Origin of the sequence: Gelidibacter algens (genome assembly GCF_001678675.1) — a bacterium.
GTDB lineage: Bacteria > Bacteroidota > Bacteroidia > Flavobacteriales > Flavobacteriaceae > Gelidibacter > Gelidibacter algens.
In genome coordinates, this window is record NZ_LZRN01000002.1 from 179,509 (window position 1) to 200,021 (window position 20,513).

Consider the following 20,513-nt stretch of genomic DNA (forward strand, 5'->3'; position numbering starts at 1 on the left):
ATATGATCCTAACTCAAATCTCTTTATTTTTTTATTTACTTTTTATATTGAATTGTTTTCATATATTTGGTTAAGAGGTAATTAAATATTTAATGATTTTACAAGAAAATGTCATTTTTTGTTTTTTTAACTTCATTCTTTAAAAATTTTAATCAGGATGAGTTTAATTGGCGTTTACATTCGAATCAAATAATTCATTTTTTTATACTTACTCCCCATTTCTTTCAATTAGCCGCCCTTTAAACTATAGTGTATACATAAGCATTGGTATTTTGAAGTAAACAGTCCTAAAACTTATAAGTTAAATTGTTAAGGCTTACAGGACCGATTTAGTTTTTGATACTTGTCAAAATATGAAATCTATGAATCTCATGGCGATCCATGGTATTCTATGGTATTCCGTTCTTTATTAAAGAATTACGAACTTATTAATCCTTAAAACTAGTTATTATGAAGAAAAATTATCTATTATTTTGTTTAATTGTCTTTTCTTATTCACTGTATGCCCAAAAAGTTTCGGGTATTGTAATTGATGAAAACAACGTAGCCTTAAGTGGTGTCACCATAGTGGTTAAAGGCACTTTAGTGGGTACTATTACTGATTTCGACGGTAAATACGAGGTAAAGGCAGCTCTAGGCGACAAACTGATTTTTTCTTATGTTGGTTATAATACCTTAGAAAAAACAGTAGAAGGAACCACACTGGATGTCACCATGAAACCAGGAGTATCTTTAAATGAAATCACATTAATAGGCAGTAGAAACCCTTCCAGAACTGCTGTTAATTCATTGGCTCCAGTGGATGTGATCGATGTATCAGAACTTGTTGCAGTCAGTCCGCAGGTAAATCTTAATCAGATTCTGAATTTTGTTGCACCCTCATTTTCCTCCAATACCCAAACTATTGCAGATGGAACTGACCATATCGATCCTGCCTCTCTTAGAGGTCTTGGACCAGATCAGGTTTTAGTACTTATTAATGGTAAAAGGCGGCATACCTCTTCACTTGTCAATGTCAACGGAACATTTGGTAGGGGAAGTGTTGGGACAGATTTGAATGCTATTCCTACTGTAGCTATTCGGCGTATTGAAGTATTGAGGGATGGTGCAGCCGCCCAATACGGGAGTGATGCCATTGCCGGAGTCATTAATATTGTGTTGGAAAATTCAACAGACGAACTGAAATTTAATATCACCACCGGCGCTCATTTTTCAAAAAATTCTAATGAACAAACTGGTGGGGTTGATGGAGCCACAACTAACATCAGTGCAAACTATGGTTTAAAACTTGGAGACAGGGGTGGCTATATTAATTTCACTGGGGATTTTGATTACAGAGACGACTATAACCGTATGAAAGAATGGGAAGGCTCTATTTTTAATAGGTATAATACTATTGAACGTTTTGCCTCAAACGATGGCTATGATCTAAAAAAACTGTTGGATGATGATGTGAGTGATGTGATCAATTATGGAAATCAGGCAGGTTTTAATCTCGATCCTAACGCCACCAAGGGCGAACTTCGTACAATTTTAGGGGCAAATAACACAGACGCTGAATTGGCCAGTAGAAACCTGACCAAATCAGATTTTAATATGAGAGTGGGGCAATCTAAAGTAAGGGGTGGTAGATTTTTTGCAAACATGGCCTTGCCTTTAGATGATAATGGTTCTGAGGTGTATTCTTTTGGAGGATTAAGTTCCCGTACTGGAAATTCAGCAGGGTTTTACCGTTTGCCTAACCAAAGCCGGACCTATACCCCGGCTTATATCAATGGGTTTTTACCAGAAATCAATTCAACCATTACAGACCAATCGCTTTCTGTTGGGGTTAAAGGTAAATTAGGAGATTGGAATGTTGATTTTAGTAACACCTATGGCAAGAATGCATTTCTCTATACCATCGGTAATACATTCAATGCGTCTTTGCAAAATGCATCGCCAACCACTTTTGATGCCGGTGGTTTTAACTTTGCACAAAATACAGTGAATTTGGATCTTAACCATTTTTATGAAGATATTTTGTCAGGGCTTAACGTCGCATTTGGAGCAGAATACCGTCTCGAAAATTACCAAATAGTGGCAGGAGAACAAGATTCATATGCACAGTATACGGCTCAAGGCGCAGTGGTGACCTTAGCTAGTCAACAACCTTCTGTAGACTTTTTTGGCTCTAAAAGACCAGGTGGCTCACAAGTGTTTCCAGGTTTTAGTCCAAAAAATGAAGTGGATAGAGGTCGTAATAGTGTTGCAGGATATATTGATTTGGAAGCCGATGTTACTGAATCATTTCTGTTGAGTCTTGCCTCTCGTTTTGAAAATTACTCTGATTTTGGATCAACTATTAACTTTAAATTAGCGGCATTATATAAAGTAAATAATAGTTTAAATTTAAGGATTGCTGGTAATACTGGTTTTAGGGCGCCGTCATTGCACCAATTATATTTCAATTCTACCTCTACAATTTTTGATCAAAACGGAGATCCACAAGAAGTTGGAACATTTGCAAATGATAGTCGTGCGGCTAACTTATTGGGAATTCCAGAGCTCAAGCAGGAAACCTCCAAAAGTGTAAGTTTGGGCTTTACTGTAAAATTGCCTGACGCAGGCATCAATATAACGCTAGATGGTTATTTTGTTGCAATAGACGATCGAGTAGTATATACAGGACAGTTTACTCCAAAACGTAATAGCAGTGGTGACCCCATAGATGCGGCAAATGAAGAATTGGCAAAACTATTGTCTCAAGCCAATGCTACTGCAGCTTCCTTTTTTGCCAATGCTATTGACACTGAATCAAAAGGTATTGACTTGGTGGTCACCCATAAAATCAACATAGGGAATGATGTGGTGCTGAAAAATGATTTGGCAGCAACATTATCGAAAACCAAACAAGTTGGAGATATCAAAGCGTCTCGTGTTCTTGAGAATGCTGGTTTAGTAGATACTTATTTCCCAGAAGATAGCCGTGTCTATTTAGAAGAAGCGGTCCCAAGAACCAAAGTAAATCTGTCCCATACCTTAAGTACAGGCAAGCTCAATTTCTTTTTGAGAAATGTTTATTTTGGAGAAGTTACTGAAGCGACAACAAATATAGCTCTACAGCAAGTGTTTGGCTCAAAAATAGTGACTGATCTTTCAATAGGCTACAATCTGTCAGATAGTTTTTTAATTACGGTTGGTGCAAATAATTTGTTTGATATGTATCCAGATCGTGCAAGTAAAGATATTAATGGCGATGGCAATAATAGAAGTGACGGACGCTTTGACTGGTCAAGAAGAGCTCAGCAGTTTGGCGTTGGTGGACGATTTTTGTTCGCAAGACTAAGCTTATCGCTCAAATAATAATTTTTAAATTGAATCACCATAAAAACTACCCTATCTTTGGGTAGTTTTTTATTTTTGCAATCTATGTATAAAACTATTCTTCGTCCCCTTCTTTTTTTATTCGATCCTGAAGCTGTCCATTATTTCACCTTTAAACTGATACGCCGTGCACATAATTTAGGCCTTGGGGGTGTATTTAGGAACATGTATCAGGTAAAAAATAATTCTCTTGAACGTGAACTTTTTGGGTTGAAATTCCCAAATCCTGTCGGACTTGCTGCTGGTTTTGATAAAGATGCCAAGCTTTATAAGGAACTTTCCAATATGGGTTTTGGCTTTGTTGAAATTGGCACCGTCACGCCAAAACCACAACCAGGAAATGAGACGCCTCGTTTGTTTAGATTGAAAGAAGACTCGGCCATTATCAATCGTATGGGTTTCAATAACGGTGGGGTGGAAGCAGCAGTAGAACGGTTGAAAGTAAACGCTAGCCTTAAACAGGGTAAAAGAGTATTGATTGGTGGAAACATCGGTAAAAATAAAAACACGCCCAATGAAGAGGCCGTAAATGATTACTTAATTTGCTTCGATTCACTTTTTGATGTTGTAGATTATTTTGTGGTCAACGTGAGTTCTCCCAACACGCCAAATCTTCGCGCCTTGCAAGAAAAGAAACCGCTGACTGATTTGCTACAAACGCTTCAAGATAAAAATAACCTAAAGGAAAAACGAAAGCCTATTCTTTTAAAAATTGCACCCGATCTGACGGATGAGCAGCTTTTAGATATTATCGAGATTGTTGCTATCACAAAAATAGACGGTGTTATTGCTACAAACACCACAATTTCCCGCGAGGGTATTTCTTCAGAACATAAAAATGAAATGGGTGGGTTAAGCGGTAAACCCTTGACAAAACGGTCAACGGAAGTTATCCGCTTTCTTTCAGAAAAAAGTAACAAGGCCTTTCCAATCATTGGGGTAGGCGGCATTCATACTGCTGAAGATGCCTTAGAAAAATTGGATGCTGGCGCTGATTTAATTCAATTGTATACCGGTTTTATCTATGAAGGGCCTCAATTGATTAAGGACATTAACAAAGCACTTATGAAGCGTAGTTGATGAACTATGATCTCCTCATATCATTTATGATTGCCACATTTGCACTGGCAATTTCTCCTGGTCCTGATAACATCTATGTCTTGATGCAAAGCTTGGTCCATGGCAGAAAATTTGGTTTGGCCACGGTAATCGGATTGATGACCGGCTGTTTAGTTCACACCACATTAGTGGCTTTTGGCGTGTCAGCCCTTATAAAAGCGAATGAAACCTTATATTTTATTTTGAAATTGTTAGGGGCAGCGTATCTGATCTATCTCTCTTTTAAAGTTTATAAAAGTAGCAGCGATATCAGTCTTGGGAGCACTTCAATACCAAAAAAAAGCACGGTACAATTGTTTAAGCAGGGCTTTATAATGAATGTCCTGAACCCTAAGGTATCTATATTCTTTCTGGCATTTTTTCCTGGCTTTTTATTCAGTGACAGCTTGAATACTGTTGCTCAATTTTATATTTTAGGCGTTCTCTTCATCATCGTATCTTTTCTTGTGTTTGCTACAATTGCCATATTATCTGGTGCTATTTCATCTTACATCACAAAGCACAAGGGTATAGGTGTCTTCTTAAAATGGCTGCAGATTGTTGTTTTCCTTGGGATTGCAATGCTCATTTTGTTCTCTGAACTTTGAATTTTTGATCAAATGGCCTCTATTTCTTTGATAGCGAATTCCATTTTCCTTTTATCAACTCACCATTATGGGCATCAGAAAAATAATAGTATTTTTGGGGATCGAAAATTGATACATGTCTAGCACCGTAAAAATTATTGAATGCCCAAGAGATGCCATGCAGGGCATTAAGAATTTTATTCCTACGGATAAGAAAGTGCAGTATATTCAATCGTTATTACGGGTTGGTTTTGATACCATTGATTTTGGTAGTTTCGTCTCTCCAAAAGCCATTCCTCAAATGGTAGACACCGCTGAGGTGCTTTCCAAATTGGACCTTTCAAAAACTCAAAGCAAACTTTTGGCCATCATTGCCAACACAAGAGGTGCTGAAGAAGCATCAAAACATCCTGAAATAAACTATTTGGGTTATCCGTTTTCAATTTCTGAGAATTTTCAAATGCGAAATACCCACAAAACAATTGCGCAATCTGTGGTAGCCTTAAACGAAATTTTAGAAATCGCTGATACCTCTAACAAAGAAGTTGTGGTTTACATTTCTATGGGCTTTGGAAATCCTTACGGAGATCCATGGAATGTGGATATTGTGGGCGATTGGACTGAGCGTTTGGCAAAAATGGGCGTCAAGATACTATCGTTGAGCGACACCGTTGGTAATTCCAACCCTGAGAATATTGACTATCTATTTTCTAATTTGATTCCAAAATATCCGCATATTGAATTTGGAGCTCACCTACATACCACGCCTACATCTTGGCATGAAAAAGTTGATGCCGCCTATAAAGCCGGCTGTAAGCGCTTTGATGGTGCCATTCAAGGTTTTGGTGGTTGCCCAATGGCAAAAGATGAATTGACCGGGAATATGCCCACTGAAAAATTGTTATCCTATTTTACGTCACAACAAAATAATGACCTCAATGCCTTGAGTTTTGAAAGTGCCTATAACGAGGCTACTAAGGTTTTTACGGCTTATCATTGAAAAAATTCTCATGTTTGCCCTAAATACAATGAAATTAGATTTAAATTTTAACACTTTCCAATAAGCTCATTGTCAATAATCTATTCCTTTTTGAATTCATCTATTTTAAATTAATCTAAATAAGCTTTGGAGATTCAAAATCCTGACTTATTTTTGTGCTCGAATCAAAACACTATTTATATTAAGACTAAATAAATATGAGAAAAATTTTATTAGGAATAGCGATCACTTCAACGCTCTTCACATCATGTTCTAACGATGATGATAGTAACAACCAAAACACACAAGTGGAAGCACCATTAACCTATCAGTTTGCAAGAGGAGGTAATTCCACCGTTAATTTTGAGGGTCAAACCACCAGAATTCAAATGGCAATGGCATTCAGTTCAGCCTTGAACGATAATACGAAAACAGCTGCCGATTTGCAAGGAATGTTTTCGCATATGGAAGGTGAAAATAATTTTTCTGATGCTGAGTTAAACGCATCTGGTAAAAATATTCGCAGTAAAGTAGCGGCTTCAAAGGATTATTTTTCTGCCAATACCACGGTTTCAAATGACATCAAAAATCTTATGGATTCATGGATTGAACAGCAGGCAACTACTGTATTTGTAAATAAGGACGTCACTGCAACTACTGGAACAGCTGGTAAATTGCAACAAGCAGGCGGAGGGTCTATTAGATATGTGAACGCTAAGGGTCTTGAATTGAATCAAGCCATATCAAAAACATTGATTGGCGCTTTAATGACCGACCAAATGTTAAACAATTATTTGAGCACTTCGGTTTTGGATGAAGGGTCAAACATTGATAACAATAATAAGGATGTCGTCGAAAACGGAAAACCGTATACTACCATGGAACACAAATGGGACGAGGCTTATGGTTATTTGTACGGGAATGAAGATAACCCTGAATCTCCAGTGTTGGATGCAGACAGTTTCTTGAACACTTATTTAAACCAAGTCGATGCTGATCCTGATTTTGCGGGTACCGCTTCAGCCGTTTATGATGCCCTAAAATTGGGGAGAGCTGCAATTGTAGCTAAAAATTACGACGTAAGAGATGCACAGGTTGCGATTATTAGAGAAAACATTTCACTTGTAATAGCCGTTCGTGCAGTCCACTATTTGCAAGGTGGAAAAGAAGAATTGGCAGCTGGAGATACTGCAAGAGCGTTTCATGAATTATCTGAAGGGCTCGGATTTATCAATAGCTTGCAATTTACAAGACAACCAAATACTGATGCACCCTATTTTACGCATGAAGAGGTGACTGGTTTTATGGCAAAATTGATGGAAAGCAATGGATTTTGGGATGTAACGCCTGAAACTTTAGACAGCATGTCTGCTGCCATTGCTGCAAAATTTGGCTTTACCGTGGCAGCGGCAGCTGATTAAAATTAAGAATATGTTGTAGTGATTGCATTATTAGGAATGCAATCACTGCTATTTAAAATTTGCACGAATTAAAAAAATTGATAACCATGATTAAGAAAATTGTTTTATTCCTCGGTTTGGCACTCATTGTTTCCTGTAGCACTTCAGATGATTCACCATCAGGAGGAACTACTGACGATTTTGACCGTGCCGCATTATTGACAAACCTCGCAGATAATATTATCATTCCATCCTATCAGGATTTTGGTCCAAAATTGTCCACCTTAAAAGGTGCTATTGAGAGCTTTGTGGCAACACCTAATCAAAGCACTTTGAATACAGCTCGAACCAATTGGCTCACGGCCTATAAAGCTTGGCAACATGTGGAAATGTTCAACATCGGAAAAGCTGAAGCCTTAAATCAGTATTATTACTTTATGAACATTTATCCTGTAACGGTTTCTGATATTGAAACTGGCGTAAACACTGGAAGTTATGATTTAAATTCGTCCAATTACCATGACGCACAAGGTTTTCCAGCTTTGGATTACTTGCTGTATGGCGTTGCCTCGGATGATGCTGGCATACTTTCAAAATACGCTTCTGATGCCAACGCTCAAGGTTACAAAGATTATTTGACGGCGGTTATCGACCAAATGGATAGCTTGACGCAACAAGTGATCACCGATTGGACAACGGTTTATCGTAATCAATTTGTGAACTCCACGCAAAACACAGCCACAAGTTCACTGAACAAATTTGTTAACGATTATATCTTTTACTACGAAAAAGGTTTACGTGCAAATAAATTCGGAATTCCGGCGGGTGTTTTTTCTACAGCCCCCTTACCAGAAAAAGTGGAGGCCTATTACAATCAGGAGGTTTCAAAAGCATTGAGTCTTGAAGCCTTAAATGCAGTTCAAAATGTGTTCAACGGTAAAGCGTTCAACAGTTCTGCAACGGGTGCAAGTTTTAAAACGTATTTGGAACATTTAAACACCAATAGAGGGGGACAAAATTTAAGTACTATTATTAATGACCAGTTCAATTTAGCGAGAACTAAAATTGAGGGTTTGAATTCAAGTTTCAGCCAACAGGTTACCGCTGACAATTCAAAAATGACAGATACTTATGACGTGCTGCAAATGGCTGTGGTTTATTTAAAGGTGGATATGGTTCAGGCCTTTAACATCAGTGTTGATTATGTGGATGCAGACGGTGATTAATATTAGGATAAATAAATAAAATAAGGAAGATTCTTTACATGCCTAGAGAATCTTCTTTTTGGTTTCATGTACAAAAGTTTCACAACATATTTCAAACTGCAAACGCCTCCAGCACCATTGGCAGTATTTCGCATTGGTTTTGGCATCATGATGCTCATCAGTATGGTGCGTTTTTGGTTGAATGGCTGGATAGAAACGCTCTACCTTCAGCCCAAATTTCATTTTTCATATTATGGTTTTGAGTGGGTCAAGCCTATTGGCAACTATACCTATCTCATTTTTGCAGTCTGTGGTCTTTCGGCCTTTCTAGTGGCAATTGGATTAAAATATCGCTTGGCTATCATCACATTCTTTTTGAGCTTTACTTACATTGAGCTTATGGACAAAACCACCTATCTCAATCATTATTACTTCATTAGCATCCTGAGTTTCTTGATGATTTTTTTACCTGCAAACGCCTATTTTTCGGTTGACAATCTTCTCAAGCGGAAAACCTATACTTCAATACCTAAATGGACCATCGACAGTATCAAATTGCTGATTGGCATCGTATACATTTATGCTGGTCTTGCTAAATTGAATTCGGATTGGCTTTTTAAGGCCATGCCCTTAAAAATTTGGCTGCCTTCTAAATATGATTTGCCGTTTTTAGGAAATTCCTTTATGCAACAGGAATGGTTCCATTATGCCATGAGTTGGTCTGGAATGGTGTACGATTTATGCATCCCATTTTTATTGCTCTATAAACGAACCCGCTGGTTTGCCTTCGCCTTGGTCGTTTTCTTTCATGTATTTACACGTGTGCTATTTCCTATCGGGATGTTTCCGTTTGTCATGATTGTAGCAGCACTTATATTTTTTGATGCAGACGTGCACCAACGCATTTTGGATGGTTTTAGGTTTATTTTCAAACCATTAAGAATTAATATAGAGAAGTTCGACCTAAAAAGTTACCGTTACAAATCTCCTAAATTAGTAGTACCAGTCATCACATTGTTTTTCGTGGTTCAATTAGTATTTCCTGTGCGCTATCTATTTTATCCCAATGAATTGTTTTGGACAGAAGAAGGCTATCGGTTTTCATGGCGTGTGATGTTGATGGAGAAAATGGGTTACACCACGTTTAAAATTGTAGATGCTTCAACGGGACAAGGTTTTTTGGTGGATAATTCAGATTTTTTAACGCCTTTGCAAGAAAAACAAATGAGCTTCCAGCCTGATTTTATTTTGGAATATGCGCATTATTTGGGCGATCATTTTAAACGCCAAGGGCATCAAAACATTCAAGTGTATGCCACAAGTTATGTGGCACTTAACGGCCGTTTAAGTCAGCCTTATATTGATACCACGGTGGACTTATATAAAGAAAAAGAATCATTCCGGCACAAAAGCTGGATTTTACCATTTCATTATGAGATTAAAGGATTTTAAAGTATTTTTTGTTTTGTTGATGAGTGTTTCTGCACTATCGCAAAATACCATTTCAGGAATTGTCACCAACGCACAAACCCAACAACCTGTTGCTAACGTAGAGGTTTATGATAAGCTTACAGGGTTGTTGACCAAAACAGATGCATCAGGATTTTACGAATTCCAAATCACAAAAAGTAGTTTTACGATTGTCTTTTTTTCGTATGAATTTGAAGTGAAAGAATTGCCAATTCAAGTGGACAACAACATGGTTTTAAACGTTTCCATGGATGAATTGGGAATTGCTTTGTCAGAAGTGGAAATCACAGCTAGAAAGACTAAAGTTTTTGAATTATCCCGATTAAAGGACGTGGAAGGCACCGCTATTTTTGCTGGTAAGAAAACCGAAGTGGTTTTGGTAGAGCAATCCATGGCAAACTTGGCAACTAATAACGCACGACAAATTTATAGCCAAGTGGCAGGATTGAACATTTACCAAAATGATGATGCTGGTTTGCAGCTCAATATTGGTGGACGGGGTTTGGACCCCAATCGTACCGCAAATTTTAATACCCGACAAAATGGTTACGATATCAGTGCTGACGTTTTGGGCTATCCCGAAAGTTACTATACGCCAGCGTCTGAAGGGTTAAAAGAAATTCAGATCATTCGCGGAGCTGCCTCGCTACAATACGGAACGCAGTTTGGCGGCTTGATTAATTTTAAGATGAAAGAACCTAATCCGAGCAAGCCCTTTGAGCTGATTACCAGAAACACTTTGGGCAGCAATGGACTATACACCAATTTTACCAGCGTCAGTGGCACAAAAAATAAGTGGAGTTATTATGGCTATTTCAACTATAAAAAAGGTGATGGCTTTCGTCCAAATTCTGAATTTGAATCCAAAAATACATATGCACACATTGGGTATCAATTTAATGATAAGACGTCACTCACAGGCGAGCTGAGCTATTTGCGCTATTTGGCACAACAAGGTGGCGGACTTACGGATCAGATGTTTGAAGAAGATCCTTACCAAAGCAACAGAGCCAGAAATTGGTTTCAGGTAGATTGGTTATTGTACAATTTGAAATTTGATCATAAACTTTCGGAAAATACCAATTTCACTTTCAATGCCTTCGGACTGAATGCGTCCCGTTATTCACTCGGATTCAGAACCAACCGTGTGGATCAAATCGACCCCAATACTGAACGCGATCTGATCAAAGGCGACTTTAAAAACTACGGTTTTGAAGCCAGAATACTAAGTAAATATGAAGTGTTTAATAAAGCCTCGACATTTTTATTGGGAACTAAATTTTATCGTGCCAATAATTCAGAGCAGCAAGGCCCAGGTAGCGATGGCATCGGCCCAAATTTTGAACTTCAATCGGAGCGATTTCCCAATTATCCAAGTCAATCCAAATTTGATTTTCCCAATTTGAATGTGGCTGTTTTTGGAGAAAATATTCTTTACGTATCGGATCAATTTTCGGTCACGCCAGGTTTTCGATTTGAATACATAAAAACTCAAAGCGAAGGTTTTTATAAACGGATCAACACGGACGCCGCTGGCAATGTGATTTTTGAGGAAGCGGTAGAAGACAACCGAGATTTTGAGCGTTCGTTTGTGTTATTGGGATTGGGGTTAAGTTATAAACCAACCACAGGATTGGAAATGTATGGCAACCTCTCCCAAAATTACCGTTCAGTAACCTATGCTGACATCAATATCAATAATCCTGCTTTCGCCATCAATCCGAATATTACGGATGAAAAAGGATTTACTGCAGATTTGGGGATGCGTGGTAATTTTAAAAATACAGTGTCCTATGATTTGGGTGTCTTCGGATTATTTTATAACGGTCGCATTGGATTTGTTCAAAAAGGACTTTCAGATGGTCGCGTTATCAGTGAACGTGGCAATGTCGGGGATGCCGTTTTGTACGGTGTAGAATCCTTATTCGATTTTAATCTGAAAAAAATCTTAAAACTCAATAACGATTTTAGTCTAAATTATTTTATAAACTCCTCTTTTATCTCATCAGAATATACAGCTTCTGAACAACAAAATGTGAAAGGAAATCAGGTGGAATTTGTTCCAGATGTGAATATCAAAACAGGACTGAAATTTGGCTATAAAAATCTTTTGGCCAATATCCAATATACATATCTCTCCCAACAGTTTACAGATGCGACCAATTCACAAGCGGCAAATATCAGTGGTGTCATTGGAGAAATTCCAAATTATGATGTTATGGATGTGTCTTTGTCGTATGCTTACAAACGCTTTAAATTGGAAACCGGAATCAATAATCTCTTGGATAACGCCTACTTTACGAGGCGTGCAACAGGTTATCCAGGACCGGGAATTATTCCTTCAGCACCTCAAAATTGGTATGCCACTCTTCAAATTAAGTTTTAATAACGCTATCTGAGGTGACGCGTCTCTCAATATAACTATTGAAGGGATGCGGTAACCTTAACGAAGAATTCGGCTTTAATTTTTTATGCGTAAAAGTTTTCCAATTAAATTAATTATCTTTGCACGCAATTAAACCACAATTGCAATGACAGCACACGAAAGCAAAATAGTAGGTGAAGGATTGACCTATGATGACGTCCTTTTAGTCCCAGCCTTTTCTGAAGTTCTACCAAGAGAAGTCAATATCCAAACTCAATTTACTCGTAATATTAAAATTAATATTCCTATTATTTCTGCTGCTATGGATACAGTAACTGAAAGTGCGATGGCTATTGCTATGGCGCGAGAAGGTGGTATTGGGGTGTTGCATAAAAACATGAGTATTGCACAACAGGCTAATGAAGTAAGAAAGGTGAAACGTGCGGAAAGTGGCATGATTACAGATCCTGTGACCTTGCCATTAACGGCAACTGTTCTGGATGCCAAACAAAACATGGCAGAGCACAGTATTGGTGGTATTCCTATCATTGATGCTCACGGCAAATTGAAAGGTATTGTCACCAATCGTGATTTACGCTTTGAAAAAGACAGCTCACGCCCAATTGTGGAGGTCATGACCAAAGAAAATTTGGTTACCGCCCCGGTTGGCACGTCTTTGCAAGATGCTGAAGGTATTCTCCAAAAAAACAAAATTGAAAAACTGCTTATTGTTGACGAGAATTATAATCTGGCCGGTTTAATCACCTTTAGAGATATTACAAAATTGACTACAAAACCCATTTCCAATAAAGATACGTATGGTAGATTACGTGTGGCAGCTGCCATTGGTGTAACTGCTGATGCGGTTGATAGAACAGAAGCTCTGGTGAAGTCAGGGGTTGATGCGGTAATTATTGATACCGCTCACGGACATACCAAAGGAGTGGTAACCATTTTGAAAGCCATCAAGCAACAATTTCCTAACCTCGAAGTTGTGGTAGGCAATATTGCAACCGCTGAAGCTGCAAAGTATCTGGTTGAAGCTGGTGCTGATGCCATTAAAGTAGGGATCGGACCTGGTTCTATCTGTACAACCCGTGTGGTTGCTGGCGTAGGATACCCTCAGTTTTCTGCGGTGTTGGAAGTTGCGGCAGCCATTAAAGGGTCTGGTGTTCCAGTAATTGCTGATGGAGGTATTCGTTATACTGGCGATATCCCTAAAGCGATAGCTGCTGGTGCCGATACCGTCATGTTGGGCTCTTTATTGGCAGGAACTAAAGAATCTCCAGGGGAAACCGTCATTTACGAAGGGCGGAAATTTAAAACCTATAGGGGGATGGGTTCTGTAGACGCCATGAAAGAGGGGAGTAAGGACCGCTATTTTCAGGATGTTGAAGATGATATCAAAAAGCTGGTACCAGAAGGTATCGTAGGGCGTGTGCCTTACAAAGGGGACCTCTTTGAAAGCGTCCACCAATTTGTTGGAGGTTTGCGTGCTGGTATGGGATATTGTGGCGCTAAAGACATTGAAACGCTTAAGGAGACCGGACGCTTTGTGAAAATCACCTCTTCAGGAATCAATGAAAGCCATCCACATGATGTGACCATTACTCAAGAATCGCCTAACTACTCGCGGTAAATGATTTTAAATTCTGAAGCAGAATTGTTATACACAAAAACACGACTTTATTTAGTCGTGTTTTTTTATGGATTATGGTTAAGGGTTCTTGTGGGCTAATGTTTGCTGTTACGGGTAAACAATGGCCATCACTTCAAAAGTCCGATCTTCTGTAGCCAGTTTCAATAGGGCTGTATCGCCCACATGTTTATCGGTCAATAACTTTGCAATGGGCGAAATAAATGAGATTTTCCCCTTAGCAATATCGGCTTCATCAACGCCAACAATTTGATACTTCTGGATTTTATTATCATTTCCAATTTTTAAACTTACCAAGGCTCCAAATCGGACTTCATCTTGTGGCTGCATGCTAAGGTCCACTATTTTTGCGGTAGCAATGCGGTTATTCAACAGTTGTAATTTGGCATTGATATAATTGGTGGAGATCCGTTTTTCAGTTTCGTTGGTCATTGGCAAGTCATCCCGTTCAGAAATTAACAATTCCTTTTCAGCCAAGAGTTGGTCCATGCCAAATTGGGTCACATAGTTAATGGTGCCCTCTGGCAAATCAGCTCTTGGGGGTACGATTGGAACTTCTTCCTGATCATCTTCTTTGACGAATCCTCTGCTCATAATTCACTTAATTTTATTTATGATAATAACGCTGCTCCTAAAATTAAAATAAGTTCGCAAATGCAATACGTTTAGGTCAGTGCCCGTCGGTATTTAAAAGGATAATGCGATTCTTTTTAATAATTGAAATTCATTCTAATATACTGAAATAAATTAAGAATGAAAAGGCAATCGCTATCCTACTGATATATCACAAGGCCTTGAATAATTTTTTAATTCTCAGATACTATAGTATTCAAGAGTTGTCATTTAAAAAAGGACCATAGGATGCTCATAAATGACATAGACTGTATATTAGTAAACTCTTGAAGTGTCTGCAGAGAATAGTTACAGAAACAATCATTATAATTGAAATAAAAAAGAAGGTTGAAAAGAACATTGGAATTATAAGCAGTTCTAATTAGGGGAAGCCTATACAATTAAATCTGATCATGTTAAGATAAAAGAAAGAGTTTGATCTCGTCCATCTGGACATGATCAAACTCTTTTTTAGATTTATAAATTAAATGAAGTGTTACAATTTTATCACATTACTCGTTAGTGGATACGACACCAATAGGCTCCAAAATAACTTCCATTTCTGCAATATTTATACCTTGATCTGATCTGCTTGCTGCAAGTTCATTGATATCAACTCCAGGTGTTCCTTTTGGTAAATCATATTGTTCTCCAACCATCGCACTGCCATACCCAAGATCTCTTAATGAACCGGCTGTGATACGACTTAGCGGATTCTCGCCTAAATTAATAAAGCCTGTCATCAGTTCATTACGAAGCAAAGATTCACGCCAATGTGATAACCTAGTACCTGGGCCTCCCATATTTTCAATAGGAAGCTCATTTAGTCCACCCTCAGCGTTCCAATGAATGTTCGCAAACTTTCCAGTAAAATATGGATTGCTATTGGGTCCTTGACGCAACATTCTGTTAAAGTTCCATAAGGTTCCAATACCTAAAACGTGGCCCATTTCGTGTACGATCACATCTTCAAATAGATCCAATTCATCTAGAAAATCGAGATCATCCACATCAAAAAACATCACACCACTCAATGTTAAGTTATCACTATTACGAACAAAGCGAGGTCCTGCTTGGCCAAGAATTCTACCAGGGCCATCAATTGGCGCAATGACTACTTCAATCACGATATCATCAACGGTGCCTTCAATAGCGGGGACACCTATAAAGGCGGAAGGAAGAGTCCCGGTAAATGACGGAACATCTTTTATAATAATTCGCTCCCATCGTGCTGCGGCAGATTCAAACACATCAAGTTGCCTAGGTGTCAAATCAACTAAATATCTAAATGTGATATTAAACCGTCCACGGTCATTTCCAGCTGCATTTGAGGCTCTATTAAATTCTTCTTCAGAGCTACTTGATGTGCCATCAATGCGTATCAGTTCGCTCTCAGCAGGGGCCAAGGTAAACGCAAGGTCGGCCTTGGTGTCAGGAACTGAGGCGTCAGTTTCGATGGTGTCATCAGTGCAGGAAATGAACAACAACGAACACAAGATGCTTCCGAAAGTTAAAAGCCGCATAAAGTGGCTCTTTTTCTGGGGAGTAGGTGTGGAATGGATCAAAGTAGGATTGATTAATGTTTCAACAATTTTGGAGCTCGCATTTTCATAATGAGGGTTTTTCATAATTAATTGTTATTAGATTATAATTAAAATACATGACCTGTTGCAAAAGGCAATAGAGTTCAATTTTCTGTTTGCTAAATATAACTTAAAAAAAGAAAGATTGAAATTATAATTTTTATAATGAATTGAATGACAAAGTAATAGGCTATGATCTCAATTTCTTCAACCCTAATGCCTTTGGGTATCCATTTGCAGGCCTCGCTTTGTTAGAGCAGCTTAAAATTAGGTCGCACTCAAGTTATGACTCCATGGTCAATAAAATCTTCCCAATATGCTTGCTGCTTTCCATGAGCTTATGCGCTTCTGCAGCGTCTTCAAGTTGAAATTTTTTGTAAATAATAGGGTGAATTTTTTCAGATTGGAATAATGGCCAAATCGTTTTCTCCACGTCCTGCGCAATCTGGGTTTTCACGGCAGCAGATTGCGGCTTTAGAAAGCTTCCCGTCAAGATCAGGTTTTTACTCATTATGGTGCGTAAATCAATAGTTACGTCAGTACTCTTCATGCCGTTAATATTAATTAGGCGTCCTTTATTATTCAGAATATCGAGATTTTTTTGAGTGTAATCTCCTCCAACCATATCTAAAATGACATCTATTTTTTCATCTTTAAAGACCTCTTCAAAAGTTTCCTTTTTGTAGTTTATTGCTTTGCCAAGATTCATCTTGTTAAGAAACTCAATTTTTTTATCAGTGCCAGCGGTCGTGTAGATTGTAGAGCCCAAAGCTTTGGCCATTTGTAAACCCATCGTGCCAATGCCACTGGTGCCACCGTGAATCAGTAATTTTTCATTGGGCTGAAGTTTCCCCAAATGGAATACGTTGAACCAAACCGTAAACACAGTTTCAGGAATTGCCGCAGCGTCAGTCAAACTTATACCCTCAGGAACGGGAAGACAGTGCGTACTTTCAACAGCAACATATTCAGCATAGCCCCCGCTTGCAATAAGCGCACAGACTTTATCACCAATTTTTTTGTCGTTTACATGCGCCCCAATTTCGGTGATTATACCAGAAACTTCCAACCCGGGGATCACCGTCTCATTTGACCCTTTGCCATAGGCAGACATATTTTTACGGGTGATAACGTCGCTACGGTTGACGCCTGCAGCTTTCACTTTTATTAAAACTTGGTTCTTTTCAAGTGTTGGCTTTGGGGTTTCCTGTAATTGTAATACTTCTGGGCCTCCGGATGTGGTGATATGAATTGCTTTCATATTAATGTTTTTTCTGTAAGCCTTAAGAAACAAAATATTTTGTAGCTCTATTATAAAAAAAACATAAGGTTTTGAAATTTATCGTATTCCAATCCTTTCTTTGCCATTAGTTAGGGAGTGTTAATGCACTGTTGATTTCGAAAAGAAATTCATAACGAAAAGAAGAAACAACCTGTATAAGTCACTATGGTTAAAATTGTCGGGATGGCTGAACATCTCTAAAAAAAGCTCCAATTCCGTCAGTTCGTCTTCTAGTCATGAGATTATCTTATGGTAATATGTTGTTTGAACTTCCTTTTTTTTGCAACACACAATCTTATTCTGTAGCAACAGCAGGCCGATCACCTTCTTCTTCAATCCCATCTGCAATCATTTCTTCTACTTCTTCCTTTTCGCCGGCTTCCAGTGTTTCTACTTCTTCTTCCTGGATATCCTCGTTTTTGTCGATAAAAAAACTACAGAAAAGCGGTAAATGGTCGCTTCCAATAGCGCGCAGCGTCTTAAAATCTTGAATAAAAATATCTGTAGAATGGAAAAAAAGATCAATAGGAAAGCTTAGCAATCGGTATTTGGCGTGAAATGTAGAAACAAATCCGCGGCCGATTCTCGGATCAATTAATTCTGAAGTTTTTCTAAATAAAATTGACGATTTTGCCCAAGCAACATTATTAAAGTCGCCAACAACGATGACTGGTCCCTTGGTTTCTATAACCTTCTTGCCTAAAGAAAGCAACTCTCCGTCACGTTCTCTTGAGGTGTCCTCTTCGGTAGGGCTTGGCGGCGGTGGATGGACCCCAAAAAAGGTAAAAGGAATTCCATTTTCAGTGAACAGAGCGGCCTCAATACTTGGCAAATCGTCTGCAATAAAGTAGTTAACCTTCAGGGATTTTACGTTTAGTTTGGTGTAAAAATGAATGCCATAGGTGTTTTCTAAAGCTACTTTTTTGAAGTTGGGATAGTCGCCTTCAATTTCAGTGAGGGCATCTTCCCAAGCCTGATTGGATTCCATGGTAAGTAAGATATCAGGTTTGACTTCCATAACCAAATTTAACAACTCATCATACCGATCATTAAATTGGTAAACATTTACTGATAGTATAGAAATGGTCTGGGCATTCTTCGGGATTTGGGTTTTTTTATTTTTGCTGTATAAGGTGGTATACGGAATTAAGATAATGAGGTGGTTAATTAAAAGCCCTGAATGCACGAGTACGGTGCTCCAAAAAAATGCTGTTCTATCTTCTATAAATACAAGTCCTATGGCTAGGGTGATCAATTGAAGAAACATTATTTGGATCCGTCCAAACTCCCAAACCCGAAACATCCAATGCTGATGCGTTATAAATGGTAATGTGGAAACTAAGATGAACAGTCCCGATAGTAGATAATAGGTTAGTAGCATGCGTTATAGGTTGGTAAGGTTTTTAAGTTTTTATGTTAATGTAGTCGCTTTGACACGATATAAAAAAATCATCTGCATTGGTGTGGTGTTAGAAATGGGAAAGTGTCACTTTGGCATTTCCTTTTATTCTGTTTCGCAATTTAATGCAATTTCCTTGGTATCATGTATTTTATTTTTTTGATGGATCTCGTGCAGATTATCAGTTTTTAGATAAATTAAAAATTTGGCGGTCTTAGTAAAAAGGTCTGAAAATTTGGTTTCTGTACTGCTTGCTATAAAGATTAACATAAAGAATTCTATTGCTTCAATTCAGTTTAGGAAATCGGGTTTTGAATTGGGATTATTATAGTTTCAAAGGTGGTCCGACAACTTGCATGTCATTATCCGCAAAAATATTTTCGATTTCTTTTGGGGTAGGTTCGTGGTCCAATGCTGCCATTGTAACAAAGAAATCTTCAAGTTTTCCGGCCGGTTGCAAGATCACGTTCATTCTACCCTTTTTTGATTTTTGTGTCCATGCGTGAGGCACTTTACGTGGTAAAAATATGCTGTCTCCAACGGCCATATGATATTTTTCATCTCCTACCTGAAAATAGTACGCACCGTCAATAACATAGAATATTTCGTCCTGTGAATTATGAATGTGCAATGGTGTTCCACGTCCTGGGGAAAGCGAGGTCTGCTCAAATATTGCCAGGTCGCCATTGGTGTCCGTACCGGATATTTTAAGATCCAAAATATTGGAATTCACACCTTTTAGTTTTAAATGCCCATGTAGTCGGCCTTCGCCCGCACTAATTTTAAATCCTTTGTCTTTACGTTTGGTCACTTTTTCAATTGGGGTAAACGCCCACAGTGGTATGGTCATGAACGTAAGAAGTGCTGCAATGAATCCATTTCTTTTCATAAGATTACTATTTTAAGGGTAATTGGGAAATTTCCAAAAATCCTTTGTTTTTACGTATCCTAATGTACTTAATTAAGTGAAGCATTGTAAAACCAGATGTATAAGAAATTCCAAAATATTCGCGATAAAGCTATTTAATTGGTCTCAGATTTAGTTAAAACTATGTACTTTAGTGCATCTCGCTTTAGCTTCTAAAAATTTTGACACGAATTTCACGAATTTTCACGAATTCATTGGTTCATTGAAAATACAGTCGTAAATCATTTACTGTATATTTCACGAATGCAACAGACTTTCAGTCTTTTTTAAAAATACTATGGCACTTTAGTCCATAGTGATTTAGTTCTTCTTATGCCAAACTGAATTTCAATTGGTTGCTTGTGATTTTGATGGCGTGTTGGCTTTGCGCGAAATGTGAAATAGTCACAAACACCAAAACAAAATATTAAAACCATGAGTAATTACAAATGTATATGGCTTTTAGTGTTGGCTTTGTCAATCTGAATTATTTTATAAATGGTCTATTTAAGTCAGGCTGTCAGATTATTTTTAAAATCGGTTAAAAAATTAGGGCTGTCGTTATATTTACAACAGCCCTAATTTAAATTTCATTCTGTAATA

Annotated in this window: 14 protein-coding genes; 9 read left to right on the plus strand and 5 right to left on the minus strand. The window is 38.1% G+C overall.

What is annotated here, in order from left to right; genetic code table 11:
• The first annotated feature begins 450 nt into the window (after window positions 1-450).
• From A9996_RS01700 to guaB, 9 genes are all read left to right on the plus strand, one after another.
• Entirely contained in the window at window positions 451-3,345 is a 2,895-nt protein-coding gene (locus tag A9996_RS01700) for a TonB-dependent receptor (RefSeq protein WP_066430202.1), read from the plus strand.
• Window positions 3,346-3,411: 66 nt separating this feature from the next.
• Window positions 3,412-4,446 carry a quinone-dependent dihydroorotate dehydrogenase gene (locus tag A9996_RS01705; RefSeq protein WP_066430204.1) on the plus strand — a complete coding sequence of 345 codons (1,035 nt, stop codon included), beginning with the start codon at window positions 3,412-3,414 and terminating at the stop codon, window positions 4,444-4,446.
• Complete coding sequence (locus A9996_RS01710; protein ID WP_066430206.1) at window positions 4,446-5,072, plus strand: LysE family translocator; 627 nt, start codon at window positions 4,446-4,448, stop codon at window positions 5,070-5,072. Before A9996_RS01705 ends, A9996_RS01710 begins: the two co-directional genes overlap by 1 nt.
• 115 nt (window positions 5,073-5,187) lie before the next feature.
• Window positions 5,188-6,051: a hydroxymethylglutaryl-CoA lyase gene (locus tag A9996_RS01715; RefSeq protein WP_066430211.1), complete on the plus strand. Its 864-nt coding sequence runs from the start codon at window positions 5,188-5,190 to the stop codon at window positions 6,049-6,051.
• Between the two features lie 197 nt (window positions 6,052-6,248).
• Window positions 6,249-7,451, plus strand: coding sequence for a DUF4856 domain-containing protein (locus tag A9996_RS01720; RefSeq protein WP_066430213.1), 1,203 nt, complete (start codon window positions 6,249-6,251; stop codon window positions 7,449-7,451).
• Between the two features lie 86 nt (window positions 7,452-7,537).
• Window positions 7,538-8,656 (plus strand): imelysin family protein, encoded by a 1,119-nt coding sequence (locus tag A9996_RS01725; protein ID WP_066430215.1) that lies wholly within the window; start codon window positions 7,538-7,540, stop codon window positions 8,654-8,656.
• A 66-nt stretch (window positions 8,657-8,722) separates the two neighbouring features.
• Window positions 8,723-10,087, plus strand: coding sequence for an HTTM domain-containing protein (locus A9996_RS01730; RefSeq protein ID WP_066430216.1), 1,365 nt, complete (start codon window positions 8,723-8,725; stop codon window positions 10,085-10,087).
• Window positions 10,068-12,491: a TonB-dependent receptor domain-containing protein gene (locus A9996_RS01735; protein WP_066430218.1), complete on the plus strand. Its 2,424-nt coding sequence runs from the start codon at window positions 10,068-10,070 to the stop codon at window positions 12,489-12,491. The genes A9996_RS01730 and A9996_RS01735 overlap by 20 nt, the downstream gene beginning before the upstream one ends.
• Window positions 12,492-12,636: 145 nt before the next feature.
• A complete protein-coding gene (guaB, locus tag A9996_RS01740) occupies window positions 12,637-14,109 on the plus strand; it encodes an IMP dehydrogenase (RefSeq protein WP_066430220.1) in 1,473 nt (490 codons plus the stop codon).
• Between the two features lie 108 nt (window positions 14,110-14,217).
• Here guaB and A9996_RS01745 read toward each other — a convergent pair whose 3' ends face one another.
• The 5 genes from A9996_RS01745 to A9996_RS01765 all read right to left on the minus strand — a co-directional run bounded on the left by A9996_RS01745 (window position 14,218) and on the right by A9996_RS01765 (window position 19,892).
• Window positions 14,218-14,721, minus strand: a complete 504-nt coding sequence (locus A9996_RS01745) for a GreA/GreB family elongation factor (protein ID WP_066430222.1) — start codon at window positions 14,719-14,721, stop codon at window positions 14,218-14,220.
• Window positions 14,722-15,251: 530 nt separating this feature from the next.
• Window positions 15,252-16,367, minus strand: coding sequence for a leishmanolysin-related zinc metalloendopeptidase (locus tag A9996_RS01750; protein WP_066430224.1), 1,116 nt, complete (start codon window positions 16,365-16,367; stop codon window positions 15,252-15,254).
• Window positions 16,368-16,605: 238 nt separating this feature from the next.
• Window positions 16,606-17,583, minus strand: coding sequence for an NAD(P)H-quinone oxidoreductase (locus tag A9996_RS01755; protein WP_066430271.1), 978 nt, complete (start codon window positions 17,581-17,583; stop codon window positions 16,606-16,608).
• Between the two features lie 316 nt (window positions 17,584-17,899).
• Window positions 17,900-18,985: an endonuclease/exonuclease/phosphatase family protein gene (locus A9996_RS01760; protein WP_066430226.1), complete on the minus strand. Its 1,086-nt coding sequence runs from the start codon at window positions 18,983-18,985 to the stop codon at window positions 17,900-17,902.
• Window positions 18,986-19,328: 343 nt separating this feature from the next.
• Window positions 19,329-19,892: a cupin domain-containing protein gene (locus A9996_RS01765; RefSeq protein ID WP_066430227.1), complete on the minus strand. Its 564-nt coding sequence runs from the start codon at window positions 19,890-19,892 to the stop codon at window positions 19,329-19,331.
• Between the last annotated feature and the right edge of the window lie 621 nt (window positions 19,893-20,513).

Bases quoted from the DNA above. Each gene is read 5' to 3' on its own strand.
- A9996_RS01700 (WP_066430202.1), top strand. From the start codon at position 451: ATGAAGAAAAATTATCTATTATTTTGTTTAATTGTCTTTTCTTATTCA.
- A9996_RS01760 (WP_066430226.1), bottom strand. From the start codon at position 18,985: ATGCTACTAACCTATTATCTACTATCGGGACTGTTCATCTTAGTTTCC.
- A9996_RS01705 (WP_066430204.1), top strand. From the start codon at position 3,412: ATGTATAAAACTATTCTTCGTCCCCTTCTTTTTTTATTCGATCCTGAA.
- guaB (WP_066430220.1), top strand. From the start codon at position 12,637: ATGACAGCACACGAAAGCAAAATAGTAGGTGAAGGATTGACCTATGAT.
- A9996_RS01755 (WP_066430271.1), bottom strand. From the start codon at position 17,583: ATGAAAGCAATTCATATCACCACATCCGGAGGCCCAGAAGTATTACAA.
- A9996_RS01765 (WP_066430227.1), bottom strand. From the start codon at position 19,892: ATGAAAAGAAATGGATTCATTGCAGCACTTCTTACGTTCATGACCATA.
- A9996_RS01710 (WP_066430206.1), top strand. From the start codon at position 4,446: ATGAACTATGATCTCCTCATATCATTTATGATTGCCACATTTGCACTG.
- A9996_RS01725 (WP_066430215.1), top strand. From the start codon at position 7,538: ATGATTAAGAAAATTGTTTTATTCCTCGGTTTGGCACTCATTGTTTCC.
- A9996_RS01735 (WP_066430218.1), top strand. From the start codon at position 10,068: ATGAGATTAAAGGATTTTAAAGTATTTTTTGTTTTGTTGATGAGTGTT.
- A9996_RS01745 (WP_066430222.1), bottom strand. From the start codon at position 14,721: ATGAGCAGAGGATTCGTCAAAGAAGATGATCAGGAAGAAGTTCCAATC.
- A9996_RS01750 (WP_066430224.1), bottom strand. From the start codon at position 16,367: ATGAAAAACCCTCATTATGAAAATGCGAGCTCCAAAATTGTTGAAACA.
- A9996_RS01715 (WP_066430211.1), top strand. From the start codon at position 5,188: ATGTCTAGCACCGTAAAAATTATTGAATGCCCAAGAGATGCCATGCAG.
- A9996_RS01730 (WP_066430216.1), top strand. From the start codon at position 8,723: ATGTACAAAAGTTTCACAACATATTTCAAACTGCAAACGCCTCCAGCA.
- A9996_RS01720 (WP_066430213.1), top strand. From the start codon at position 6,249: ATGAGAAAAATTTTATTAGGAATAGCGATCACTTCAACGCTCTTCACA.